The organism is Bradyrhizobium sp. 482_C4_N1_8 (genome assembly GCF_052075965.1).
GTDB classification, from domain to species: Bacteria; Pseudomonadota; Alphaproteobacteria; order Rhizobiales; family Xanthobacteraceae; genus Bradyrhizobium; species Bradyrhizobium barranii.
The window spans coordinates 8,216,114-8,239,622 of the sequence record NZ_CP197231.1 but is presented as its reverse complement, the minus strand read 5'-3'; the positions used below and the strand labels follow the sequence as shown (position 1 = coordinate 8,239,622).

21 protein-coding genes are annotated in these 23,509 nt (G+C 64.8%); 17 read left to right on the top strand and 4 right to left on the bottom strand.

The window, feature by feature from the left end; genetic code table 11:
* Positions 1-280: 280 nt before the first annotated feature.
* From AB7Z56_RS39080 to AB7Z56_RS39060, 5 genes are all read left to right on the top strand, one after another.
* Positions 281-2,095 (top strand): long-chain-acyl-CoA synthetase, encoded by a 1,815-nt coding sequence (locus tag AB7Z56_RS39080; RefSeq protein WP_063985739.1) that lies wholly within the window; start codon positions 281-283, stop codon positions 2,093-2,095.
* Between the two features lie 148 nt (positions 2,096-2,243).
* The gene (locus tag AB7Z56_RS39075; RefSeq protein WP_014491754.1) at positions 2,244-2,489 is read left to right on the top strand and encodes an acyl carrier protein; all 246 of its coding nucleotides are present in this window, start codon (positions 2,244-2,246) and stop codon (positions 2,487-2,489) included.
* The gene (locus AB7Z56_RS39070) at positions 2,476-3,858 is read left to right on the top strand and encodes a class I adenylate-forming enzyme family protein (RefSeq protein WP_063985738.1); all 1,383 of its coding nucleotides are present in this window, start codon (positions 2,476-2,478) and stop codon (positions 3,856-3,858) included. The genes AB7Z56_RS39075 and AB7Z56_RS39070 overlap by 14 nt, the downstream gene beginning before the upstream one ends.
* A complete protein-coding gene (locus AB7Z56_RS39065; RefSeq protein ID WP_063985737.1) occupies positions 3,851-4,573 on the top strand; it encodes an SDR family NAD(P)-dependent oxidoreductase in 723 nt (240 codons plus the stop codon). The genes AB7Z56_RS39070 and AB7Z56_RS39065 overlap by 8 nt, the downstream gene beginning before the upstream one ends.
* Before the next feature lie 126 nt (positions 4,574-4,699).
* On the top strand, positions 4,700-4,909 hold the full coding sequence (locus tag AB7Z56_RS39060) for a hypothetical protein (RefSeq protein ID WP_155794867.1): 210 nt from the start codon (positions 4,700-4,702) through the stop codon (positions 4,907-4,909).
* Between the two features lie 4 nt (positions 4,910-4,913).
* Here AB7Z56_RS39060 and AB7Z56_RS39055 read toward each other — a convergent pair whose 3' ends face one another.
* Positions 4,914-5,291 carry a hypothetical protein gene (locus AB7Z56_RS39055; RefSeq protein WP_231143659.1) on the bottom strand — a complete coding sequence of 126 codons (378 nt, stop codon included), beginning with the start codon at positions 5,289-5,291 and terminating at the stop codon, positions 4,914-4,916.
* A gap of 225 nt (positions 5,292-5,516) precedes the next feature.
* On the opposite strand from AB7Z56_RS39055, the gene AB7Z56_RS39050 reads away from it, so the two are divergent.
* Positions 5,517-6,671, top strand: coding sequence for a DUF3095 domain-containing protein (locus tag AB7Z56_RS39050; protein WP_063985734.1), 1,155 nt, complete (start codon positions 5,517-5,519; stop codon positions 6,669-6,671).
* On the opposite strand, the gene AB7Z56_RS39045 is transcribed toward AB7Z56_RS39050, so the two are convergent.
* The 3 genes from AB7Z56_RS39045 to AB7Z56_RS39035 all read right to left on the bottom strand — a co-directional run bounded on the left by AB7Z56_RS39045 (position 6,668) and on the right by AB7Z56_RS39035 (position 9,194).
* Complete coding sequence (locus AB7Z56_RS39045; protein ID WP_063985733.1) at positions 6,668-7,102, bottom strand: DUF2147 domain-containing protein; 435 nt, start codon at positions 7,100-7,102, stop codon at positions 6,668-6,670. The two genes, AB7Z56_RS39050 and AB7Z56_RS39045, sit on opposite strands and share 4 nt — an antisense overlap.
* Before the next feature lie 96 nt (positions 7,103-7,198).
* On the bottom strand, positions 7,199-8,584 hold the full coding sequence (locus tag AB7Z56_RS39040; protein ID WP_063985732.1) for an MATE family efflux transporter: 1,386 nt from the start codon (positions 8,582-8,584) through the stop codon (positions 7,199-7,201).
* An 82-nt stretch (positions 8,585-8,666) separates the two neighbouring features.
* The gene (locus AB7Z56_RS39035) at positions 8,667-9,194 is read right to left on the bottom strand and encodes a GNAT family N-acetyltransferase (protein WP_063985731.1); all 528 of its coding nucleotides are present in this window, start codon (positions 9,192-9,194) and stop codon (positions 8,667-8,669) included.
* Between the two features lie 231 nt (positions 9,195-9,425).
* On the opposite strand from AB7Z56_RS39035, the gene AB7Z56_RS39030 reads away from it, so the two are divergent.
* The 11 genes from AB7Z56_RS39030 to AB7Z56_RS38980 all read left to right on the top strand — a co-directional run bounded on the left by AB7Z56_RS39030 (position 9,426) and on the right by AB7Z56_RS38980 (position 23,476).
* Positions 9,426-10,022, top strand: a complete 597-nt coding sequence (locus AB7Z56_RS39030) for a superoxide dismutase (protein WP_063985730.1) — start codon at positions 9,426-9,428, stop codon at positions 10,020-10,022.
* 215 nt (positions 10,023-10,237) lie between these two features.
* On the top strand, positions 10,238-10,849 hold the full coding sequence (locus tag AB7Z56_RS39025; RefSeq protein ID WP_063985729.1) for a permease: 612 nt from the start codon (positions 10,238-10,240) through the stop codon (positions 10,847-10,849).
* Positions 10,846-11,346 carry a hypothetical protein gene (locus AB7Z56_RS39020; protein ID WP_008138982.1) on the top strand — a complete coding sequence of 167 codons (501 nt, stop codon included), beginning with the start codon at positions 10,846-10,848 and terminating at the stop codon, positions 11,344-11,346. The genes AB7Z56_RS39025 and AB7Z56_RS39020 overlap by 4 nt, the downstream gene beginning before the upstream one ends.
* A 44-nt stretch (positions 11,347-11,390) precedes the next feature.
* Positions 11,391-11,639, top strand: coding sequence for a hypothetical protein (locus AB7Z56_RS39015; protein WP_063985728.1), 249 nt, complete (start codon positions 11,391-11,393; stop codon positions 11,637-11,639).
* A 2-nt stretch (positions 11,640-11,641) separates the two neighbouring features.
* On the top strand, positions 11,642-12,394 hold the full coding sequence (locus tag AB7Z56_RS39010; RefSeq protein ID WP_063985727.1) for a metal ABC transporter ATP-binding protein: 753 nt from the start codon (positions 11,642-11,644) through the stop codon (positions 12,392-12,394).
* 6 nt (positions 12,395-12,400) lie between these two features.
* The gene (locus tag AB7Z56_RS39005; protein ID WP_063985726.1) at positions 12,401-13,270 is read left to right on the top strand and encodes a metal ABC transporter permease; all 870 of its coding nucleotides are present in this window, start codon (positions 12,401-12,403) and stop codon (positions 13,268-13,270) included.
* A gap of 2 nt (positions 13,271-13,272) precedes the next feature.
* Positions 13,273-14,136, top strand: a complete 864-nt coding sequence (locus tag AB7Z56_RS39000; protein ID WP_063985725.1) for a metal ABC transporter solute-binding protein, Zn/Mn family — start codon at positions 13,273-13,275, stop codon at positions 14,134-14,136.
* A gap of 55 nt (positions 14,137-14,191) precedes the next feature.
* A complete protein-coding gene (locus tag AB7Z56_RS38995; protein WP_063985724.1) occupies positions 14,192-15,232 on the top strand; it encodes a CobW family GTP-binding protein in 1,041 nt (346 codons plus the stop codon).
* Positions 15,232-16,251, top strand: a complete 1,020-nt coding sequence (locus tag AB7Z56_RS38990) for a WD40 repeat domain-containing protein (RefSeq protein ID WP_354098032.1) — start codon at positions 15,232-15,234, stop codon at positions 16,249-16,251. The genes AB7Z56_RS38995 and AB7Z56_RS38990 overlap by 1 nt, the downstream gene beginning before the upstream one ends.
* 211 nt (positions 16,252-16,462) lie before the next feature.
* The gene (locus AB7Z56_RS38985) at positions 16,463-20,005 is read left to right on the top strand and encodes an FG-GAP-like repeat-containing protein (RefSeq protein ID WP_063985722.1); all 3,543 of its coding nucleotides are present in this window, start codon (positions 16,463-16,465) and stop codon (positions 20,003-20,005) included.
* A 321-nt stretch (positions 20,006-20,326) separates the two neighbouring features.
* Positions 20,327-23,476, top strand: a complete 3,150-nt coding sequence (locus AB7Z56_RS38980) for a beta strand repeat-containing protein (protein ID WP_283017746.1) — start codon at positions 20,327-20,329, stop codon at positions 23,474-23,476.
* Positions 23,477-23,509 lie beyond the last annotated feature (33 nt).

Here is a 23,509-nt window from a genome sequence, read left to right as displayed (position 1 = left end):
GTCTCCCTTTCGTAGCCATGACAACGCAGGGTAGAAAAGCATAGCCCGTTTGCCAGGGAGCGCCTAGCCTCGGCGAGGCCGGATCGCTACGCCTTCCTGATCCCCGACAACTCGATCACCTTGCGCCGGCGGTCGGTCGCCGCCGTCTGCATGCCGCCGAACTCGCCCGCGTCGGATGGCCAGAGTTAATCACGTACTAACCTGGCTTTACCTTGTCTCTTAACACCTGGGCAGGGCGCGCGAGCTAAGCTTGGGGAAGCAGCAGATACGTTCCGAAAGAATGGACGGCATGACCACCGGCGTCATCGAGCAACCGAAAGTCGCGCGCGCACCTTCGGCTTCAAAGATCTGGCTGAAGGCGATCGAGCTCACCGCGCGCATCGAGACGCTGCCGGGCCGGCTGTTCGCCGACGTCGTTGACGATTGGGCGCAGCGTCAGCCCGCTCGCACCGCGCTGGTCGCAGATGAGACAACGATCGACTACGCAGGCCTCTCGAAGCGCATCAACCGCTATGCGCGCTGGGCGCGCTCGGTCGGCGTGGCCAAGGGGGATACCGTCGCGCTGATCATGCGGAACGGCATCGACTATGTTGCCGCGTGGCTCGGCATCAGCCGGGTCGGCGGCGTGGTCGCGCTGATCAACACCAGGCTCGTCGGCCAGTCGCTCGCGCATTGCGTCGATGTCGCCAGGCCGTCGCATGTCATCGTCGCGCACGAGCTCATGGAAGCCTTGGACGGCGCGTCGCCGCACCTGAAGACAGAAGCAAAAGTCTGGACCCATGGCGATGCCCGCAGCGAGCGCGCGATCGACGTCGCACTTGCCGCGCTCGAGGACGGGCCGCTCTCGCCGGACGAGCATGGCGACGTGACGATCAACGACCGGGCCCTGCTGATCTACACCTCCGGGACCACCGGCCTGCCGAAGGCGGCGAGCATCAGCCACCGCCGCATCCTCAACTGGGGCTTCTGGTTCGCCGGCCTTACCGGCGCCACCCCGCAGGACCGGCTCTATGATTGCCTGCCGCTGTTCCACTCGGTCGGCGGCATTGTCGCCCCGTGCAGCATGCTCGCCGCCGGCGGCTCGGTGGTGATCGCGGAGAAATTTTCGGCCTCGAACTTCTGGCCCGACATCGTGCGGCACGATTGCACGCTGTTCCAGTACATCGGCGAGCTCTGCCGCTATCTTCTGAAGGCGGCGCCGTCCGAATACGAGAACCGTCACCGCCTGCGGCTCGTTTGCGGCAACGGCCTGCGCGGCGACATCTGGGAGGATTTTCAGGGTCGCTTCGCCATTCCGCGCATCCTCGAATTCTATGCGGCGACGGAAGGCAATTTCTCGCTGTTCAACGTCGAGGGCCAGCCGGGTGCGATCGGCCGCGTTCCGCCGCTGCTCGCGCATCGCTTTCCGGCGGGTCTCGTCAAGCTCGATCCTGATAGCGGTGCACCGCTGCGCAACGAAGAGGGCTTTTGCGTTGCGTGCGCCAGGGGCGAGGCCGGCGAAGCCATCGGCCGCATCGGCACCGCGGATGAAGGCGGTGGCCGTTTCGAGGGCTATACCGACGCCGGCGAGACCGAGAAGAAGATCCTGCGCGACGTCTTCGCCAAGGGTGATGTCTGGTTCTGCACCGGCGATCTGATGCGGCTCGATGACAAGGGCTTCTTCCATTTCGTCGACCGCATCGGCGACACCTTTCGTTGGAAGGGTGAGAACGTCGCGACATCGGAGGTCAACGACGCCGTGCGCGATTTCACCGGCGTGATCGATGCCACCACCTATGGCATCAGCATCCCCGGCACCGACGGCCGCGCCGGCATGAGCGCCATCGTCGTCAACGAGGGGTTTGACATCGAGGGGCTACCCGCCCATCTGGCGCAGCGCTTGCCGGTTTACGCCCGCCCTGTCTTCATTCGCATCTCGCGCGAGCTCGATGCGACCGAGACGTTCAAGCAGAAGAAAGGCGAGCTGGCCCGGGACGGCTTTGATCCGGCCACGATCAACGATCCGCTGTTCATGCTCGACCCGAAATCCGGCGGCTACATCGCCTTGGACGCGGATGTGTACGCAGGGATCATCGATGGCGCGATCAGGTTCTAGCCGCACGAAAATCCGCCAGATAGGTCCAATTTTATCTGAATTGTCCAAGAAGCCATTTACTTCTGTCGGGTAAACAACACGGGCCTTGGGGAGGCGGTCATCAAGAGCCGCTGCAACACGAACCATCAATAACAAGAGTGAGCCAGCCATGTCGGTAAGGTCTAAGGTCATCGAAGCGATCCAGCAGATCGCCAAGGAGCAGCACGTCACGCTTCCCGCACTCTCGGACGATCTGTCCCTGCACGAGACGGGTTTCGATTCCCTCGCCTTCGCAATTCTGGTGGCGCGCCTCGAGGACGAGACCGGCGTCGATCCCTTCACCATTTCCGAGGACGTAGCGTTCCCCGCCACCGTGGGCGATTTCGTGCGGGCCTACGAAAATGTCCCCGCGTGAGATTTTTGCGCTCCGCGACTATCTGAGCCCGGAGCTCAAGGGCCGCACGATCTCCGATGCCCATCATGTGGTGTCGCTGACGGATGTGCTGCCGCATACGGTTCTGGGCGGCCGCCTGCGTGAGCTGGCGGGCCGCTCTGTCCTGCTGAAGCTGTCGGACCAGCTCAAATCGGGCCTCGCCATGGTCGAGCTCGACGGTGTCGCGCGGCGCATGCTGCTGTGCCCGCCCGATCTCAATCCGGCGCATCTCGATGCGCTGATCGCGGACGCCGAGATCGATGCCGTCGTCACCGACGAGCCCGCGCAATGGGCCGCAAAGACAATCGCGCTCGTCGTCACCGCGCAATTGCCGCTTCAGGCCGCCACGCCGGCCAGGACCGAACGCGCCACCGAATGGCTGATGCTGACGTCCGGCACGTCGGGCGTACCAAAAATCGCCGGCCATACGCTGGAAGCATTGACGGGCGCCATCGTCGCCGAAGGCCCTGCGCGCGGACCCGCGCCGGCCTGGGCGACATTCTACGACATTCGCCGCTATGGCGGCCTGCAGATCTTCCTGCGCGCCATCCTCTCCGGCGGCTCGATGGTGCTGTCCGATCCGCATGAAGCGCTCGGCGACCACGTCGCGCGCCTGAACGCGCGCGGTGTCACCCATATCTCCGGCACGCCATCGCACTGGCGCAAGCTCTTGATGAGCGGCTCGGCTGCACAGTTCGCGCCGGGATACGTCCGTCTGTCCGGCGAGATCGCCGACCAGGCGGTGCTCGACGGCCTGAAGGCCGCGTTCCCGAATTCCTCCGTCGGTCACGCCTATGCCTCGACCGAGGCGGGCGTCGGCTTTGCCGTCAATGACGGGCTGGAGGGCTTTCCGGCCGATTATCTCGGCAACCGCAACGGCGTCGAGATGAAGGTCGTCGACGGCTCGCTGCGCATCCGCTCGACGCGCACGGCGCATGCTTACATCGGCCGCAATGCGGCCGCGTTGACCGATGACGACGGGTTCGTCGACAGCGGCGACATCGTCGAGCTGCGCGGTGACCGCTATTATTTCGTCGGCCGCCGCGGCGGCATCATCAATATCGGCGGGTTGAAGGTTCACCCCGAGGAGATCGAGGCGGTCATCAATCGTCATTCCGACGTGCGGATGTCGCGGGCGAAATCGCGCCGCAGCCCGATCACCGGCGGCATCGTCGTCGCGGACGTGATCCTTGCCGACGGCACCGATCAGGCGCGGGTGAAGGAGATCCGGGACCAGATCCTGGATCAATGCCGCGCGCAGCTCGCGTCCCACAAGGTGCCGGCGGTGATCCGCTTCGTCGATGCACTCGACGTCACCCCGGCCGGAAAACTGGCGCGCACCGATGCATAATGTCCTCGTCACCGGCGGCAGCCGCGGCATCGGCCTTGCGATCGGCAAGCGGCTGGCTGATGCCGGTTATAATGTGATTGCGGCGGCACGGCGCGAGAGCGAAGAGCTCAGGGCGGCGATCGGCCCCTCCGAAGGGCGCCTGCATTTCCGCGCCTGCGACCTCGCCGTGATCGACGCGATCCCGGCGTTCGCAAAGCTTATCCGCGACGAGTTCGGCCCGATCTACGGCCTCGTCAACAATGCCGGCCTCGGCACCGAAGGCCTGCTCGCCACCATGCACAATTCCGAGATCGAGGCGCTGGTGCAGCTCAACGTGCTGTCGCCGATCATTCTCACCAAATATGTCGCGCGCCAGATGATGGCGGACGGTGCCGGCCGCATCATCAACATCTCCTCGATCATCGCGACCACGGGCTACAACGGCCTGTCCGTCTACGGCGCGACCAAGGCCGCCGCCACCGGCTTCACCCGCTCGCTCGCGCGCGAGGTCGGCAAGCTCGGCATCACCGTGAACGCGATCGCGCCTGGTTTCATCGACACCGAGCTGACCCACAATCTCTCCGACGAAGGACGCAAGCGCATCGCCGGCCGCAGCGCGCTACGTCGCCTGCCGGAGACCGACGATGTCGCGCGCATGGTGGAATATCTGCTCGGCGAGGGCGGCCGCAACGTCACCGGCACCGTGTTCACGATCGATGCGGGGAACACGGCGTAAGCGGAACTCCGCCGCCACGATTGAGTTGATCCGACGCAATGACATCGAGCCGGATTTGGTCGTAAGATGCCCCGCAATCGATTGGCTTACGTCAATCGATCTGCCCTAATCGAGAGGGAGCAGTCGATGGCCACTTCAAACATGACCGCTTCAAATCAAGCCCGGATCGAGGAGCCTCGCGCGAAGCCGGACGATGTCCATTGCCCCCCGATGACGCATCAGAATTCCGGCGGACACGGTCATGAAATGTATCCGCAGCAATTCGTGCGCCTGGTCGGCTGCCACGATCTCTCTCTCGACGCCCTGCGCAAGCGCGAGGACGAAAAGCTCCACTAGGCGTTCACTTCGGCAGGTCAATCCGCTCGCGTGAAAATTCCGGCGGCCCTTCGGTCAGGCGGCGTATGCGGCGTTCGCGTTCGTCCGTTGGCAATGCGGGGTCGAGCAGCCGCTCGATCTCGTGCACGGCCAGCGCCTCGATCCTGGTGGCGTCGGATGCGACCGGCTGGGCCGACGAGAATGCCGGGGGCGCGACCTTCAGGCCCAGTTCGACCAGCTTGCAGATCGCAGCCGAACGCGACAAGTGATGAGCTTCAGCCCAGGCGTCGACGGCCGCGGTCAGTGCTTCCGGCATCTTCACCGCGCTGAGCGGATCGAGCCGCGTGCGTCGGCGCACTGGAGCCGTCGAGTCCTTGTTGCCGAAGTCGGGCACTTCGATCATCCCATGTAATCTCTGGATATGCCCCGACCATAGCCGCTCTTCCGGCCGGCTCTTTGACGCCGATCAATGACGGACTGCGGCATTTGCAGCGTGCGCGATCTTGTTGTCCGGGTGCATTTCGGCCAATGATCGGGAATCGAAAGAGGGGACGCCGGGCGGCGAACCCGGATCGATCCTGCCTCGTATCTTCCTCGGACGCGCTTCCCAACCATCCGGCATCACTCGATGACATCAGGCGAATCCTTCTACGGCAGCATTCCCGTCTTTCGCGGCTTCACCAGCCTGATGGACCCCGCGCTCTATTCGCGATTGCCTGACGACTGGAGCATCGGCGTTGCCGACATCGTCGATTCCACCAAGGCGATTGCGGCGCAGCGCTACAAGGCGGTCAACATGGCCGGTGCCGCCGTGATCGCGGCGGTGACCAACGCGCTCGAGGGACGCGAATTCCCCTTCGTGTTCGGCGGCGACGGCGCGAGCTTTGCGGTCGCGCCTTCCGATGTCGAACGTGCCCGTGAGGCGCTGGCCGCGACCGCAACCTGGGTGCGGGAAGACCTCGATCTGAAGATGCGCGTCGCGCTGGTGCCGGTGGGTGCAATTCGCGCGCAGGGGCTCGACGTGCGCGTCGCACGCTTCGGTCCGTCGGCCAATTTGTCCTATGCGATGTTTTCCGGCGGAGGGCTCGCCTGGGCCGACGCCGCCATGAAGCGCGGCGAGTTCGCGGTCGCCGAGGCACCCGCCGGCACGCAGCCCGATCTTTCCGGCCTGTCCTGCCGCTTCGAGGTGATGCCGTCCGCGCGCGGCCTGATCCTGTCGGTGCTGGTGATGCCGGCGCGCGGTGTCGATCCGCACGCCTTCCGCAAGGTGATCGAGGACATCATCCATCTCGTCGAGCGCAGCCCTGATGGCGGCCGCCCGGTGCCGCCGCAGGGGCCGCCGCTGAAATGGCCGCCGCAGGGGCTGGAATTCGAAGCCCGCACCAAACGCGGCGGTCCGCTGGTCGCGCGCCGCGCCCGCGTGCTGGCCTACACGCTGTTCGTCTATCTGATCATGCGTTTCGACCTCAACGTCGGCGGTTTCGTGCCAAACGTCTACAAGCGCCAGGTGGTCGAGAATTCTGACTTCCGCAAATATGACGACGGCCTGCGCATGATCCTCGACTGCACCCCGCAGCTCGAGCGCGCGTTGAGCGACCGTCTCGCGGCTGCGGCACGCGACGGCGTCGTGCGCTACGGCCTCTACCCGCAGGACGCCGCGATGATGACCTGTTTCACGCCATCGGCCCTGCGCAGCGACCACGTCCATTTCATCGACGGCGCGCGCGGCGGCTACGCGTCGGCGGCAACGGCGTTGAAGGCGATGATGGCAGGCGCGAGCTAGCGTCCCGCGCGCGTCCAGGTCTCGCCGCCGCAGAGCGCGCCGACGCAACCTTCGACCCGCAGCGAATCCGCACCAGTCACGGAGACGTTGCTCGCATAGGTGCTGCCGTCATCGGCATTGTAGATCTGGCCCGACCATTTGTTCGGCCCTGAGGGCTCCATGCCGCTGAACAGCGGCAGCCCGATCATCGCGCGTTTGGCGAGCGCTGGATTGGGATTCTTGCTGTCGATCGCAGGCTGGCCGGTCGCGGTGTCATAGGGCTCGCGCAGCCAGACGATATGGCCGCAGATGCCGCCGCCGCACTTGCTGATCTTGACGCGCGCATCGCCGGCCTGCGTCAGCCAGGTCCCATCGGCGCTCTGCGCGTGGGCGGCGGTCGCACCAAACAGTGCAGTCAGGATGATGGAAAGGATGGCGAATCTGCCGAACATGGAAAGTGCCCCCGAAAATGGAGGCGCCTCCATAGCAGTCCGGCAGGATAGTGCAACGCTGGATGGAATCACATTCCCGCGCTTATTTGCCTGCGCTCATTTGCCCCAGCGTGCGAAGGCGACCGAGGCCGCGGTCGAAAGCCCGAACACGACCATGGCGCCGCCGACCAGTGCGAACAAGGTCCAGGCCGGCGCCTGCGCCGTCATGAGACCGACGCCGCCGATCGCGACGATCAGCAGCCGCGCCGTGGAGGCCAGCACCGGACCGCCGACGCGCGCTGCGCCTTGCGAGGAAAAATACAGCGACACGCCCATGCCGAAGAACACGAAGGCCGGACCGGCCCAGTGGAAATAGCTGTGCGCCGCCGCGGTGACGCCGGGATCCCCGGTGAAGAGCGATACCCACAACGCCGGATCAAGCGCGATGACGAGGCCGATCAGGCCGACGGTCAATCCCGAGGCCGCGGCCGCGGTCCAGGCGACACGCCGCGCGCGTTTCACATGCCCGGCGCCCATCGCCATGCCGACCATCGGCACCGAGGCGATGCCGAAGGCGAAGGTGATCGGGATCAGCAGGAATTCCAGCCGTGACCCGATGCCGTAGCCGGCCAGCATCTCGGTGCCGAAGGTCGCGAGGATTTTTGTGAAGATCAGAATCGTGAGCACGGTCTGGAGCGGCGACAGGCAGGCGACCGCGCCGACCTTGAGGATGTCCAGGAACATCGCGCGTTCGAAATGGAAGGTGCGGACCTTCAGCGGCAGCCGGCTGCGGCCGGACAGGAGATACCAGAGGAAGAAGATCGCCGCGCAGGTGAAGGCGATCAACTGGCCGGCAGCGACACCCGGCATGCCGAATTGCTTCAAGCCGAATAGGCCGAGCCCCAGCGTGCCGCCGAGCGCGATCTGGAGCGCGCTCGCCCCGATCAGAATCATCGAAGGCAGGCGCATGTCGCCGGTGCCGCGGATCACCGAGGCCAGCGTGTTGACGAGCCAGATCGCGACCGCGCCGGAGAACAGCATTTGCGAATAGCCGCTGGCTTCCTCGAGCACGCGCTCGCGTCCGCCGAGCAGCGTGAAGAAGCTGCGGCCGAAGGCGAGCATCATCACCGTGAAGAACAGTCCGCCGCAGAGGCCGATGATGGCGGCGTGCAGCGCCAGCGTCGCGGCGCGGTCACGATCGCCTGCGCCGAGCGCGCGGCTGATCGCGGACGAAACGCCGCCGCCCATCGCGCCCGCGCTCATCATCTGCGTCAGCATCGCGAACGGAAACACCAGCGCGATCGCCGCCAGCGGAATGGTGCCGAGCCGGCCGATATAGGAGGTCTCGGCAATCGCAACCAGCGTGCTGCCGACCATCGCGATCATGTTGGGGATCGCGAGCCGCAGCAGTGTCGGCAGGATCGGCGCCGTCAACAGGCTCGCAATGGGGGAAGCGACCGGTGCACGTGGCGGCGCGGCGTCTGCGGAGGCGTCGATCGTCATGTTCACCGGGCGGAATATTGGATGACGATCGACATCTTATCGGGCGCAGCATCTTCGCGCCAGTCCTCCCCTCACGCAGGGCTCACCAGGGCAGGCCGCATAGGTCGATGGTGCCCAGCGTCGGCGCGCGGACGATGTTGAAGACGTAGGGCGCCATGTAGTCGAAGCGGATCCGACCCTCCGGCTGCTCGCAATAGACCTCGCCCTTGAAGGGGAGCCAGCTGCGGGCCTCGTAGAACGCAAAATTGTTCGATTCGGAGAACAGCAGCCCGAAACGGACCGCCTCGTTGGCGCGCATGGTGTGGATGGCTGCGTCGATCGCCATGGTCGCGTAGCCGCGGCCGCGCCGGTCCTCGCGGGTGCAGACCCCGCCGATGCCGCCGATGTGAACCTTCTGTCCATTCCAGGTGACGGTACGGAAGTAGATGCCGACGTGGCAGACGAGGCCGTCCTCGGGCGTCTCGATCAGCACGCGAAGGTCGGCATTGGCCCATTTAACGTGGCTCCACGACGGCTTCTCGGCGGCGTCGCGTCCCCAGACCGCACTGAGCAGGGGCTGTGCGATCCGCCACGAAGCGTCGCCGTTCAGGATGTCGATCTCGATGCTCATTGCTTTCTCTTTTGCATCTCCGCGCCATGGTGCGTTCGTTCCGCCATAAGCGCCTCAAAGGCAATGATATTTTACGGCCTGTCGAAGCGCGCCCCACATGCGTCGATTTTATGCAATCCGGCCAATCGGCCGCATCACGCAATTTCGCAAATTGGCGGTATTTAACGGCGGTGGAACCTTCTATAAGAGTCCCCGTTAAGCCAGTTCCCCATCAGTCGCGGACAACAACCCATGACCTTTACGCTGCCCCCACTCCCTTACGCCTATGACGCCCTCGGCCAGTTCATGTCGAAGGAGACGCTGGAATTCCACCACGACAAGCATCATCAGGCCTACGTCACCAACGGCAACAACGCGCTTAAGGGCACCGAATGGGAAGGCAAGTCCCTTGAGGAGATCGTCAAGGGCTCGTTCGGCAAGAACCCGGCCGTGTTCAACAATGCCGGCCAGCACTACAACCACATCCACTTCTGGAGCTGGATGAAGCCCAATGGCGGCGGCACCAAGCTGCCGGGCAAGCTCGAGAAGAAGATCAACGAGGACCTCGGTGGCTTCGAGAAGTTCAAGACGGACTTCCAGGCGGCCGGCGTTGGCCAGTTCGGCTCCGGCTGGGCCTGGCTCCAGGTCAAGAACGGCAAGCTCGAGATCGCCAAGACCCCGAACGGCGAGAATCCGCTGGTGCACGGCGCCACCCCGATCCTCGGCGTGGACGTCTGGGAGCACTCCTACTACATCGACTATCGCAACCGCCGTCCGGACTATCTGAAGGCGTTCGTCGAGAACCTCGTGAACTGGGAATACGTCGAGTCCCTGTTCGACAAGGCCTGAGCCATCACACTTTCCGGGTGCGGCGTCGCCGCTCCGGGATGACGAACTCGAAAAGGCGGTCGCATGCGCGACCGCCTTTTTGCTGTGCGGAATTCGACTGCTGCTTCGCATGGCCCTGCGCGAGGTGCGCATCGCTTCCCGCCATCGTACTGTTTGCATCGCATGGGCGGCGCCCTTAATCAGGATGGGCATCACCCTCGAGCCCACCGAGCCCGTTGTCAGAGCCTTCCCCGAACAATCCGGCGCCTGCCGAGGACGCGGAGTCCGAGCCGCGGCCGGGGCGTGTGCGCGAGCCGATCGGCTGGTCGACCATCATCATCGCGGTGCTGGTGGCGGTGAGCGCGGGCCTGGTCTGGCGGCGTGATGGCACGGACGGTGTCCTGGAGATTCTCACGCACGACCTCTCGCTGTTCGGCGGCATCCTGCCGCGCGTGCTGGCCGGCTGCCTGCTCGGGGCCTTCATCTCCGAAATCCTGCCGCACGAAAAAGTCTCGCGCTCGCTCGGGCCGAAATCCGGCCTGATGGGCCTTTTGATCGGCACCGCCTTCGGTGCGATCCTGCCGGGCGGACCCTTCACCGCCTATCCTGTGGCGAGCGCGCTGCTCGCCGTCGGCGCCGATTTCGGCGCCACCATCGCCATGGTCGTGAGCTGGACCCTGATCGGCTACGGCCGCGCGGTGGCCTGGGAAATCCCGATCATGGGCACCGACTTCACGCTGTGGCGGATCCTGATCTCGCTGCCGCTGCCGGTGCTCGCCGGCGCGCTCGGCCGCTTCGTCTATGTTCGGATCTATCCGCAGCCGGCCGCGAAGGACGACGAGAATTGAGCGCCGCGCTTCTGATCGACATCCTGTTGTGGGGCTCGGTGTTCGGCGTCGGCCTGATCGCCTTTCGCCGCGGCCCACCGGTGTTCAAGGCCTCGCTCCGCGAAGGCTCCATGGACTTCATCAACATCGTGCCGCGCATCGCGCTCGGGGTGATCGGCTCCGGCTACATCGCCGCCATCATCCCGCAGGAGGTGATCACCGGCTGGCTCGGGCCGGACAGTGGCTGGCTCGGGGTTGCGACCGCCGTGGTCGCCGGCGCCGCCACGCCCGGCGGACCCGTGATCGGCTTCTCCATCGGCACGGTGGCGCTGAAGTCGGGCGGTGGGGTACCGCAGGTGGTTGCCTATGTCGTCGCCTGGGCCTTATTTGCCTTCCAGCGGGTGATTTTATGGGAAATCCCGTTCATGCCGGCCCGGTTCGTCTGGTTCCGCTGCGCCGTCTCGGTGCCGTTCCCGTTCGTCGCCGCAGCCATCGCGATGGTGATCGGCAAGCCTTGAGCCGGCCGTGGACAGGGGTAATGTTATAATATAACGTCGCTGGCATGGTTCCCGCCGCGTCCCACGCTCATCACCACGACCACGTTCATGGCCAGTCCCATGACCATTCTCATGGCGACGGGCATTCGCATGGACACGATCATACCCACGCCCATGTCCATGATGCGGCCTCGCCCCATCCGGCCCAGGACGCGCCCTGGTCGATCCTGCGCATGACCATGGCCGGCCGCCTCGCGGCCGCGCTTGCCGTCTGTGCCGTGCTCTGGGGCGTGGTCTTCCTGGCGATGAGGTGACCATGGCGGCCGTGCACTTCCATAATGTCACGCTCGGCTACGACCGGCATCCGGCCGTGCATCATCTCAACGGCGAGGTCGCCTCCGGTGCGCTGGTAGCCGTGATCGGCCCGAACGGCGCCGGCAAGTCGACGCTGTTGCGCGGCATCGTCGGCATCCTCCGGCCGCTCGACGGCAGCATCCATCTCGGCGGGCTCGATAGCCGCGATATCGCCTATCTGCCGCAGAGCGCGGAGATCGACCGCAGCTTCCCGATCTCGGTGTTCGACTTCGTCGGCACCGGGCTGTGGCGCGACGCGGGCCTGTTCGGGGGCATCGGCAAGGCTGCGCGGGAGAAGATCCTGCGCGCGATCGCTTCCGTCGGCCTCAACGGCTTCGAGAACCGCCCCATCGGAACGCTCTCGGGCGGGCAGATGCAGCGCATCTTGTTCGCGCGCGTGCTGCTCCAGGACGCGCGCCTGATCGTGCTCGACGAGCCCTTCAACGCGATCGACAGCAAGACCACGGCCGATCTGCTCGCGCTGGTGAAGCACTGGCACGGCGAGGGCCGCACCGTGCTCGCCGCGCTGCACGACATGGAAATGGTGCGCAACCATTTCACCGAAACACTGGTGCTGGCGCGCGGTCCCGTGGCCTGGGGGCCGACGGCGGAGGTGCTGACGCCGGAAAACCTGCTGGTCGCGATGCGGATGTGCGAGGCTTTTGACGATAGTGCCACGGCTTGCGCCGAGGACGGACGCTCGCGGGCGGCGTGATCGCAGATGATCTATGACGCGCTGATCGGCCCGTTCACCGAATTCGAGTTCATGCGGCGCGCGCTCGCCGCCGTGATCGCGCTGTCGCTGGCGGGTGCGCCGATCGGCGTGTTCCTGATGCTGCGGCGAATGAGCCTCGTCGGCGATGCCATGGCGCATGCGATCCTGCCCGGCGCTGCCGTCGGCTTCCTGCTCTCCGGCCTCAATCTGTTCGCGATGACCGCCGGCGGCCTGGTTGCAGGATTTGCGGTTGCGATCCTCGCCGGCGTGGTCGCGCGTTCGACCGGGCTCAAGGAGGACGCCTCGCTTGCGACCTTCTATCTGGCCTCGCTGGCGCTGGGTGTGACCATCGTCTCGATCAAGGGCACCAACATCGACCTCTTGCACGTGCTGTTCGGCAACATCCTCGCGATGGACGACCAGACGCTGCTGGTGGTGGCCTTCAACGCCACGGTCACGCTGCTGGTGCTCGCGGTGATCTATCGCCCGCTGGTGATCGAGAGCGTCGATCCCTTGTTCCTGCGCACCGTCAGCCGTGCCGGCGGCCCCGCGCATCTCGCCTTCCTCGCGCTCGTCGTGATCAACCTCGTCAACGGCTTTCAGGCGCTCGGCACGCTGCTCGCGGTGGGCCTGATGATCCTGCCGGCCGGCATTGCCCGGTTCTGGTCGCGCGATCTCACTGTCATGATCTGCATCGCCGTCGTCGCTGCCGCCGTCTCGGGCTATGCGGGCCTCGTGCTGTCGTTCCAGACCCGCGTGCCGTCGGGGCCTGCGATCATTCTGGTGGCGACGGTGCTCTACATCGTCTCGGTGCTGTTCGGCCGCGTCGGCGGCATCGTCCGGCAGATGTTTCCCGGCCGGCATCTGGAGGCGTGACGATGCGGCGCCTCCTGCTTTGTGTGCTCCTGCTGATCGCCTCGCCGCTGCATGCGGCTGAGCGGCTCAATGTCGTCGCGAGTTTCTCGATCCTCGGCGATTTCGTCCGGAACGTTGGCGGCGATCGGGTCGACGTCACGACGCTGGTCGGCCCCGACAGCGACGTCCACGTCTACACGCCCGCGCCAAGCGATGCGAAGCGGATTGCGGATGCAAAGCTCGTCATCGTCAACGGGCTCGGCCTCGAAGGCTGGCTGCCCCGTCTGGTGCAGTCCGCAGGAAGCAAGGCGCAGGTGGTCACCGTGAGTGCCGGCATCGCACCGCTGAAGCTCGGCTCGGCCGCGGATCCACATGCCTGGCAGTCCGTCCCCAACGCCAGGATCTACGTGAGCGACATCGCCAATGCGCTGGCTGCGGCCGACCCTGACGACGCCGAGTTCTTCCGCGCCCGGGCAAAGGCCTATCTGGACAAGCTCGAAGCGCTCGACCGCGAGGTGCGGGAGGCCGCGGCGAAAATCCCGCCGGAGCGGCGCAAGGTGATCTCCACCCACGACGCCTTCGGCTATTTCGCCGCCGAATATGGTGTCCAGTTCGTGGCCCCCTTGGGGGTCTCCACGGAGACCGAGCCCAGCGCGCGGGACATCGCCGCCATCATCGGCCAGATCAAGGCCCAAAAGATCCCGGCCGTGTTCCTGGAAAACATCAGTGATGACCGTCTGATCCGGCGGATCGCGGCCGAGACCGGGGCCAAGGTCGGCGGGACCCTGATTTCGGACGGTCTGACGGGCGAAAAGGGGCTTGCCCCCACTTACATTGACATGGTCAGGCACAATATAAAGGCCCTGACCAGCGCGCTTGACCACTAGGGCAGGGGGCCACCCCGCCTCGCGTCGCGCGGAAAAGCCCGATGTCGGAGTTCTTATGTCTGAAGCGACTTCCCCGAAAATTCCCGTGACCGTGCTGACCGGCTATCTCGGTGCCGGCAAGACCACGCTTTTGAATCGCATCCTGTCGGAAAACCACGGCAAGAAATACGCCGTCATCGTCAACGAATTCGGCGAGATCGGCATCGACAACGACCTCATCATCGGCGCCGATGAGGAAGTGTTCGAGATGAACAATGGCTGCATCTGCTGCACCGTGCGCGGCGACCTCGTGCGCATCATGGACGGCCTGATGAAGCGCAAGGGCAAGTTCGACGCCATCATCGTCGAGACCACCGGCCTTGCCGATCCCGCGCCTGTCGCCCAGACCTTCTTCGTCGACGAGGACGTGCAGAAGAACGCGCGGCTCGACGCCGTCGTCACGGTTGCCGACGCCAAATGGCTGTCGGACCGGCTCAAGGATGCGCCCGAGGCCAAGAACCAGATCGCCTTCGCCGATGTCATCGTGCTCAACAAGACCGATCTCGTCACCAAGCCGGAGCTTGCCGAGGTCGAGGCCCGCATCCGCGCCATCAATCCCTATGCGAAGCTGCACCGCACCGAGCGCTGCTCGGTGGCCTTGGCTGACGTGCTCGACCGCGGCGCGTTCGACCTCGACCGCATCCTCGACATCGAGCCGGACTTTTTAAATGCCGATGATCATGACCATGACCATGATCATCACGGCCACGACCATCACCACCATGATCACGGCCACGGCCTGAAGCACTATCACGACGAGGACATGCAGTCGCTCTCGCTCAAGACCGACAAGCCGCTTGATCCGAACATGTTCATGCCCTGGCTCCAGAACCTGGTGCAGGTGGAGGGCGGGAAGATTTTGCGCTCCAAGGGCATCCTTGCGTTCCACGACGACGATGACCGCTACGTCTTCCAGGGCGTTCACATGATGCTGGAGGGCAACCACCAGCGGAAATGGAAGGACGGCGAGCCGCGCCAGAGCCGCCTCGTCTTCATCGGTCGCGAATTGCCGGAAAAGGCCATTCGCGAGGGTTTTGAGAGCTGCATCGTCTCGTGATGAAAGAGTTTACGCCGGCCCCCGATTCCGCCTCGATCGTCTCCGTCACCGATCGCGTCAAGCCTGTTACGCTCGGGATGGGCGTGACCTCGGTGTATTTCCTTGGGCCCCGCGCCGCCTTCGTCGGCGGCGAGGAGAATGTCGCGTTCGTCGACGCCAAGGGCGAGATCACGACGGTCGCCGTGCATAGTAGCGGCATTCTGTCGACCGCCTCCGACGGCAAGCGCCTCATGATGGGCGGCGACGATGGCAAGGTCGTGTCGCTCGACGCCAAGGGTGAGGTGACGCTGCTCGCCACCGATCCGAAGCGGCGCTGGATCGACGCGGTGGCGCTGCATCCCGACGGGGCCTATGCCTGGTCGGCCGGCAAGACGGCCACCGTCAAGAGCGGCAAGACCGAGGAGAAGTCGCTCGAGGTGCCCTCGACCGTCGGCGGTCTCGCGTTCGCGCCGAAGGGCCTGCGGCTCGCGATTGCCCATTACAACGGCGCGACGCTGTGGTTTCCGAACATGGAAGGATCGGCCGAATTCCTGCCCTGGGCCGGCTCGCATCTCGGCGTCACCTTCAGCCCGGACAACAAGTTCCTGGTCACCACGATGCACGAGGCGGCGCTGCACGGCTGGCGGCTTGCCGACAACAGGCACATGCGCATGACCGGCTATCCCGGCCGCGTCCGCTCGATGTCATGGAGCGCGGGCGGCAAAGGATTGGCGACTTCGGGTGCCGACACAGTCATCATCTGGCCGTTCGGCAGCAAGGACGGCCCGATGGGCAAGGAGCCCGCGATGCTCGCGCCCCTGCAGGCGCGCGTGTCCGTGGTCGCCTGCCATCCGAAGAACGACATCCTCGCCGCCGGCTACAGCGATGGCACCGTGCTGATGGTGCGGCTCGAGGACGGCGCCGAGATCCTCGTTCGCCGCAATGGCACGCCTCCGGTCGCCGCGATTGCCTGGAACGCCAAGGGCACGCTGCTGGCCTTCGCCGACGAAAATGGGGACGGCGGTCTACTGGAGCTATGAGGCCGACTATCCACAGCCTCTCCCTGTTATGTTATTTTTGTTATCGTGTAACATAACCGACAAGCAGCCTCTGTAGGGTCGCAGATGTAGAGAGCACGGCGTGCAATTTCGAATTGCTGCCGCGCGATCGAATGTGCCTGGCGCCGGTTTGTCCGGGGCCAGTGTGCATTTCGAATCCCCGCATCAACACGCGCCACCGCAGGGAATTCAGATGCCCGTCATCCCCGATCTTCCGACCATCACCAGCATCACAGCGACCGATCCGACCCAGACCGACGCCGGAACGGTGCACTACACCGTCACGTTCTCGAAGCCTGTTCTTGGCGTCACGATTGATCAGTTCAGCCTTGCAACGAGTGGCAGCATCGGCGGCGCGGGCATCACCGACGTGACACCGGTCGCCGGCAGCAACCTTTCGAGCTATACGGTCACGGTGAATACCGGATTCGGCTCCGGCTCGGTGGCGCTCCAGTTCACGGGAAGCAACGTCCACGATACCAATGGTTACTATGTCGGACCGTACCAATCCGAATCGAAGCTGACCGTAAACAGCCCGACGTCCTTCGCGATCGGCGACGTCAACGGAGACGGGAAGCTGGACGTCGTGATGGGGACAAACTTTTTCGTCAACCCGAGCTACGTCAGCGTGGCGCTGAACGACGGCACCGGTCACTTCTCCTCAGCCTCGAACACCTCGAGCCCAGGCCTATTGCCCTTGCTGGCGCTTGCCGATCTGAATGGCGACGGCAAGCTGGACATCGCACAGGTCACCCTCGACGGTACCGTGACTGTTCGTCTCGGCAACGGTAACGGCACGTTCGGGGCCAACACGAGCTATTCCGCCGGCAGCGGCGTCTATCAAACACCTAAAGTGATCGACGTGACCGGCGATGGCGTGCTCGACATCGTCGTCGGCAGCACGGTCCTGCCAGGAAATGGCAACGGTACGTTTGGGACTGCCATCACCACGAATCTCGGCGTCGGCTCCATCGCCTATGGCGACTTCAATGGAGACGGCAAGCTCGACCTCGTGACGAGGAATTCGACCAATCTGGCAATAGCGCTGAGCTTCGGCAATGGTGACGGCACGTTCCAGGCTCCGTCGTCCCCGGTCAAGACGGCGACATCTGTCCTCACCGGCGATTTCAACGGTGACGGCAAGCTCGACATGGCGGCCGTCAGCAGCGCCACAATCTCGATCCTGCTCGGCAACGGCGACGGTACTTTCACCTCGTCCGGGACGACTCTTCAGGCGGCGGGTACGATCGGATCCGGCGCGGTCGCCGACATCAACGGCGATGGCGTGGCTGATCTCGTGGTCGTCGGAACCAACAACACGCTCTCGACCTTCTTCGGTCACGGCGACGGCACGTTCGGGCAAGTGAGGATCTCGCCGCTCGACAAGACCGCCGGGCAGATCGGCGTCGGTGACCTGAACGGCGACGGCAAGGCCGACGTTCTGGTCGGATATCAATTCGGCACCAATCCTTTCACTCAAAGTTCGGGCACCGATATCCTGCTGACCGGTTCATCCAGCGAGACGGGACCGGCGTACACGATCGCGCGGACGTCGCCGGCGCTGACCATCACCGACGGGGACGTCACGCTCGGCGCCGACGGCAACAATTACATCAACGCGGCGCATTTCCATGGTGGGGCGACGATGTTGGCCGGCACCGGCAATGCCGGCGACACCATCTCGGTCACCGACGCCATGACTCACGCAGTCGTCGGCACGGCCACGGTCGGCCAGAACGGCACGTGGAGCCTCGGCGTGTCCGGCCTGCAGGACGGCACCACTTACAGCTATGTCGCGGCTGCGACCGACTCCCACGGCAACAGCAGCGTCGGCCCGGCGTTCACCTTCACGGTCGATGCGACCGCATCGCTCGGGATCACGGGCATCAATTTGTCGGCCGACTCGTCGGTGTCAAACCCGAAGGTCACCCTGCAGGGGACGACCGACGTGCCGGCGCAGGTGACCGTCTCGATTGGAGGGACCGACGTGATCGTCTCCAGCGCGACCGGATCGTGGCAGTTCAATAGCCAGGTCGTGCCATACGGATTGACGACGATCGTGGCTAGATTCTCGGATGCCGCAGGCAATGTCGGCGCCTCGCCGACCTATACGCTCATCAGGGGCAACTATACGCTTGTCTCCAGCACGCAGCTCGCCAACGCGGTGGTTGTCGACAGTTTCTTCACCGTGGATTCCAACGCCGCGGAGACCGGCGCGATCGTTCTCTCTGGCGCGGGCGAAATCGTCCGCGGGACCTCGACCGGGGCAACGATATACAATGGTGGGAGCCAAGGGCTCGAATACGGCACGGCGACCGGGACCCTGGTGCAGGCTGGCGCCACTCAGCTCGTGAGCTTCCAGGGGACCGCCAAGGACACGGTGCTTTATGGCACGCAAACGGTCGGCAACACGGCGATCCACACCACGATCAAGTCGGGCGGACTCCAGAACATCTACGTCAACGGCAGCACCTACGGCACCGTCATCGAGGCTCTTGGCACCCAAAGCACGGCCGGCGCCGACCACGATGCGACTGTCTTCGGTACGCAATATGTGACGGGCAGCAGCGCGAATGCCACGATCGGCTCGGGTGGCAATCAATACGATTACGGCACAGCGACCGGCGCAATGGTCCAGAGCGGCGGCTCCCAACACGTCTATCAGGGCGGCAGTGCCAGCGGCACCACCGTTGCTGCGGGCGGCTATCAGGACGTCTACCAGGGGACGGCCACCAACACCGTGCTCGCCGGCAATCAGCAGGTGCTTGCCGGTGGCCAGGCTGCCGGCACCGTCATCAATGCCGGTGGCCGGCAATATGTCGGCTCCGGTGGCGCGACCACCAATACGACCATCGCGATCGGCGGCTTCCAGTATGTCGACGCCGGCGCCACCGACAGCGGTGCGACCATCGCTGGTGGCCGGCAGTACATCGTCGGGTCAACGACGAGCGCGACCGTTGGCGCAGGCGGCGTTCAGTACGACTACGGGACGTCTATCGCGGTTCTTGTCGAGAGCGGCGGCATCCAGCATGTCTATCAGGGCGGCAGTGCGGATGGCACGACCGTTGCGGCGGGCGGCTATCAGGACGTTTCCCAGGGGACAGTCACCAACACCGTGCTCGACGGTGAGCAGCAGGTGCTCACGGACGGCCATGCCACCGGCACCACCATCAATGCCGGCGGGCGGCAATATGTCGGTTCGGGCGGCGCAACCACCGCCACGACCATCGAGACCGACGGCTTCCAGTATGTGGACTCCGGCGCCACCGACGGCAGTGCGACGATCAATGGCGGCTATCAGTTCGTCGCAGGTGCTGCGACCGCCGCAGCCGTCAGCGGTGGTGGCGAGCAGGAAGTGGGGGCGGGCGGCATCGCCTCGAACTCGCATCTCGACGGCGGCAGCGAGCATGTCTACGCCGGCGGCCTGCTCCAGAACGTCGATTTCGGCGGCTCGAACGGCGCAACGCTGGTGCTCGACGCGCCGACGGGCCTGTCTGGCGCGATCGCCAATTTCGGCGCTGACGACACCATCGACTTCCGCAACACGGTGGTCAGTAGTGTCGATGTCGACAGCGCGAACAATCTGACGGTCACGACCGACGGCGGCCAGAGCTACTCCTGGGCGCTGCTGGCGCAGTACGCAGCTTCGTCCTTCGTGCTCGCGGCCGACGGCAACGGCGGAACGATGCTGAGCTATGTGCCGCCACAGCAGACCTTGCTCGCGGCCGCTCACTAAGGCAGGCAAAACCAAGACGGACGGGCATTGGCTTCCATAGCGCCGATGCCCGTTCAAATTGACCGCGGCGCAACTCTCGCATGGATCGTCTGTCGATCTTGCGAGGGACCGGTTTCTGCGAGGCACAGGCTCCCTGCGTTATGTTGTTTATCGTTAATGTGTAACATAACCGACAAGCAGTCCCTGTAGGGTCGCAGATGTAGAGAGCACGGCGTGCAATTTCGAATTGCTGCCGCGCGATCAGTTGCGCTTGGCGTCGGCCTGTCCGGAGCCGGCGTGCAATTCGAATCCTCGCATCAAGCGCCACGCCAGGGAATCCCCATGCCACTCATCCCCGATCTTCCGACGCTCGTCAGCATCACAGGCACCGATCCGTCGTCGACCGACGCGTCCGTCGTGCACTACACCGTCACCTTTTCGAAGCCGGTGTCCGGCGTCACGGTCGATCAGTTCACCCTCGCCACGACGGGGAGCATCAATGGTGCCGGCATCACGGACATCACGCCGGTGGCTGGCAGCAACGGCGCGAGCTACACGGTCACGGTCAACACCGGCTCGGGCAGCGGTTCGCTGGGGCTGCAACTGACCGGCACCAATGTGCACGATTCCAGCGGCTATTATATCGGGCCATTCCAGTCCGAGTCGCAGATGGCCGGCCCGCGCTTCAGCATCATCAACACGGCGGCGGTCGGCGACGTCAACGGCGATGGCAAGCAGGATATGGTGTACATCCGAACCGTCAGCGCTTCCGCATATTTTCTCGATGTCAGGACCAATGACGGCACGGGCCAGTTCAAGCAAACCTCGCTGACCGGCGCCTCGGAGCTGGAATCGTCGATTCGACTCGGCGACGTCAACGGCGACGGCAAGCTGGACGTCCTGATGGGCAACATCTTCACCGGGACCCTGGACGTCAGGCTGGGCAATGGCGACGGCACGTTCGCGGCGGCGACGAAGTATGCGACGGGTGGCAGCACTGGCGGCAATATCAGGGCGTTTGCCGACTTCAACGGCGACGGCAGGGCCGACGTGATCATGTCGAACAACATCGGCACGTCGCTGCTGCTCGGTAACGGCGATGGTTCTTTCGGATCGCCCATTGCCACGAATGCCTCCAACGCCTTCGCAAGCGGAGATTTCAACGGCGATGGAAAGATCGATCTGCTTGTGCAGGACTCGTCAAGTTCGCCGGTTGCCGTGCGGCTTGGCAACGGGGATGGCACGTTCCAATCCCCGATCACGGCCGGCACCTCATCCAGAACGATCAGCGGCGACTTCAACGGCGACGGCAAGCTTGATCTTGCACTCGGAACCAACAACTCGATTGCGATCCTGCTCGGCAACGGCGACGGCACCTTCGCGTCGCCACAGACCTTCCTGACACCGGCGCCCATCTGGAACTTGGCGGCCGCGGACTTCAATGGCGACGGTAAAACGGACCTCGCCGTGGTCGCTAGCAGCAACAATACGCTTTCGACCTTCTACAGTCGCGGTGACGGCACGTTCGGCCCGGCGGTGACGTTGCCGCTCGCTTCGGGCGCCAACGGAATCACCGTCGGTGACCTCAATGGAGACGGAAAAGCCGACGTGGTGGTGGAGTGGACAACGAGCAACTCCTCGACCGGCGAGGATGTTTTCCTCACCGCGCCGAATTCGACCACCACGCAATATACGATCAGCCGCACGCCTCCGGCCCTGACGATCGTCGATGCGGACGTGACGCCGGGTGCGGACGGCAACAATTACATCAACGCGGCGCACTTCCATGGCGGGATGACGACCCTGTCCGGCTCCGGCAATGCCGGAGACACCGTCACGGTCACGAATGCCGGCGACAATTCCGTCGTTGGCGTCACCACGGTTGGCAGCGACGGCAGCTGGAGCCTCGGCGTGTCCGGCCTCCAGGACGGCTCGACCTACAGCTACGCCGCGACCGCCACGGATAGCCTGGGCAACCATAGCAACCCCGGGCCCGCATTCACCTTTACGGTCGATGCGACCGCCCCCGTCCTCGCGATCACGAGCATCGAAAATTCCGATGCAACGCCCTTTTCGATCACCGTCCGGGGCACGCTCGACCTGGCTGACGCGACCTCCGCGCTCACCTTGTCGTTTGGTCCAACGGATCACGCAGTCACCAGCGCCGCCGACGGCACCTGGCGGCTGGACAATCTGTCTCCGGCAACCGGACTTTCCTATGTGACGGCCCGTCTGCGCGACGCCGCCGGCAATACCGGCGTGTCGCAATCGATCCCTCTCGCCTTTGGCTACACGCTAGCGAGCGGCGCCTCACTTGAGAACGCGATCGTCGCGGCGGCCTCCTCGTCCTTCAACCCGAGCCTTGTTGTCCGCGGCACCTCGGTCGGGGCGACCGTCTTGCGCAACGGAATCGAAGAAGACTACGGCATCTCGACCGGATCGGTGGTCAAGAACGGCGGCCAGCAGCATGTTTTTGGCACCGGCACGACCGGCGCGATGATCGAAGCCGGCGGCTATCAGGACATCCGCGCCGGTGGGCGTGCGACAGATACCCTGTTGTACGGTTTCGGGCAGGTCTACGCTAACGGCACCTCGGCCCACACCACGATCAAGGCTGGCGGACAGCAGTCCGTTGCCGCCGGCGGCCGCGACGTCAACTCGACGATCGACGGCGGAACGCAATATCTGAGCGGAACGGCGACGGGCACGACGGTGGGCGCCGGCGGCAATCAATACGATTACGGCACGGCGAATGGCGTCCTCGTCGCGAGTGGCGGCTCCCAACACGTCTATCAGGGCGGTAGGGCCGCCGGAACGACGGTCGCGGCGGGTGGCTACCAGGATGTTTACCAAGGTACCGTCACCGACACCGTGCTCGACGGCGATCAGCAGGTGCTCGGCAATGGCCACGCTGCCGGCACCGTCATCAATGCCGGTGGGCGGCAATATGTCGGCTCCGGTGGCGCGACAACGGGCACGACGATCGCAGCCGGCGGCTTCCAGTACGTGGACGCCGGCGCTACCGACGGCAGCGCGACGATCAATGGCGGCTATCAGTTCGTCGCAGGCGCTGCGACCGCAACGACGGTCAGCGGCGGTGGCGAGCAGGATGTCGGGGCGGGCGGCAACGTCTCGAACGCGCATCTGGATGGCGGCAGCGAGCATGTCTACGCCGGCGGCCTGCTCCAGAACGTCGATTTCGGCGGCTCCGACGGCGCAGCGCTGGTGCTGGACACGCCGGCGGGTCTGACCGGCTCGATCGCCAATTTCGGCGCCGATGACACCATCGACTTCCGCAACACGGTGGTCAGCAGTGTCGATGTCGACGGCGCGAACAATTTGACGGTCACGACCGACGGCGGCCAGAGCTACTCCTGGGCCCTGCTGGCGCAATACTCGGCCTCGTCCTTCGTGCTCGCCTCCGACGGCAACGGCGGCACCGTGCTGAACTACACGCCGCCCCAGCAGATGTTGCTCGCGGCCGCTCATTAAGGCGGAGAAAGCAAGACGACCGGGCATCGGCTT

Excerpts from the sequence above, each read along its gene's own strand:
- AB7Z56_RS39075 (WP_014491754.1), top strand. The coding sequence starts at position 2,244 with ATGTCGGTAAGGTCTAAGGTCATCGAAGCGATCCAGCAGATCGCCAAG.
- AB7Z56_RS39000 (WP_063985725.1), top strand. The coding sequence starts at position 13,273 with ATGCGGCGCCTCCTGCTTTGTGTGCTCCTGCTGATCGCCTCGCCGCTG.
- AB7Z56_RS39055 (WP_231143659.1), bottom strand. The coding sequence starts at position 5,291 with ATGATCGAAGTGCCCGACTTCGGCAACAAGGACTCGACGGCTCCAGTG.
- AB7Z56_RS39060 (WP_155794867.1), top strand. The coding sequence starts at position 4,700 with ATGGCCACTTCAAACATGACCGCTTCAAATCAAGCCCGGATCGAGGAG.
- AB7Z56_RS39080 (WP_063985739.1), top strand. The coding sequence starts at position 281 with ATGGACGGCATGACCACCGGCGTCATCGAGCAACCGAAAGTCGCGCGC.
- AB7Z56_RS38995 (WP_063985724.1), top strand. The coding sequence starts at position 14,192 with ATGTCTGAAGCGACTTCCCCGAAAATTCCCGTGACCGTGCTGACCGGC.
- AB7Z56_RS39015 (WP_063985728.1), top strand. The coding sequence starts at position 11,391 with ATGGTTCCCGCCGCGTCCCACGCTCATCACCACGACCACGTTCATGGC.
- AB7Z56_RS39045 (WP_063985733.1), bottom strand. The coding sequence starts at position 7,102 with ATGTTCGGCAGATTCGCCATCCTTTCCATCATCCTGACTGCACTGTTT.
- AB7Z56_RS39065 (WP_063985737.1), top strand. The coding sequence starts at position 3,851 with ATGCATAATGTCCTCGTCACCGGCGGCAGCCGCGGCATCGGCCTTGCG.
- AB7Z56_RS39050 (WP_063985734.1), top strand. The coding sequence starts at position 5,517 with ATGACATCAGGCGAATCCTTCTACGGCAGCATTCCCGTCTTTCGCGGC.
- AB7Z56_RS39035 (WP_063985731.1), bottom strand. The coding sequence starts at position 9,194 with ATGAGCATCGAGATCGACATCCTGAACGGCGACGCTTCGTGGCGGATC.
- AB7Z56_RS38985 (WP_063985722.1), top strand. The coding sequence starts at position 16,463 with ATGCCCGTCATCCCCGATCTTCCGACCATCACCAGCATCACAGCGACC.
- AB7Z56_RS39030 (WP_063985730.1), top strand. The coding sequence starts at position 9,426 with ATGACCTTTACGCTGCCCCCACTCCCTTACGCCTATGACGCCCTCGGC.
- AB7Z56_RS38980 (WP_283017746.1), top strand. The coding sequence starts at position 20,327 with ATGCCACTCATCCCCGATCTTCCGACGCTCGTCAGCATCACAGGCACC.
- AB7Z56_RS38990 (WP_354098032.1), top strand. The coding sequence starts at position 15,232 with ATGAAAGAGTTTACGCCGGCCCCCGATTCCGCCTCGATCGTCTCCGTC.
- AB7Z56_RS39010 (WP_063985727.1), top strand. The coding sequence starts at position 11,642 with ATGGCGGCCGTGCACTTCCATAATGTCACGCTCGGCTACGACCGGCAT.
- AB7Z56_RS39070 (WP_063985738.1), top strand. The coding sequence starts at position 2,476 with ATGTCCCCGCGTGAGATTTTTGCGCTCCGCGACTATCTGAGCCCGGAG.
- AB7Z56_RS39005 (WP_063985726.1), top strand. The coding sequence starts at position 12,401 with ATGATCTATGACGCGCTGATCGGCCCGTTCACCGAATTCGAGTTCATG.
- AB7Z56_RS39040 (WP_063985732.1), bottom strand. The coding sequence starts at position 8,584 with ATGACGATCGACGCCTCCGCAGACGCCGCGCCGCCACGTGCACCGGTC.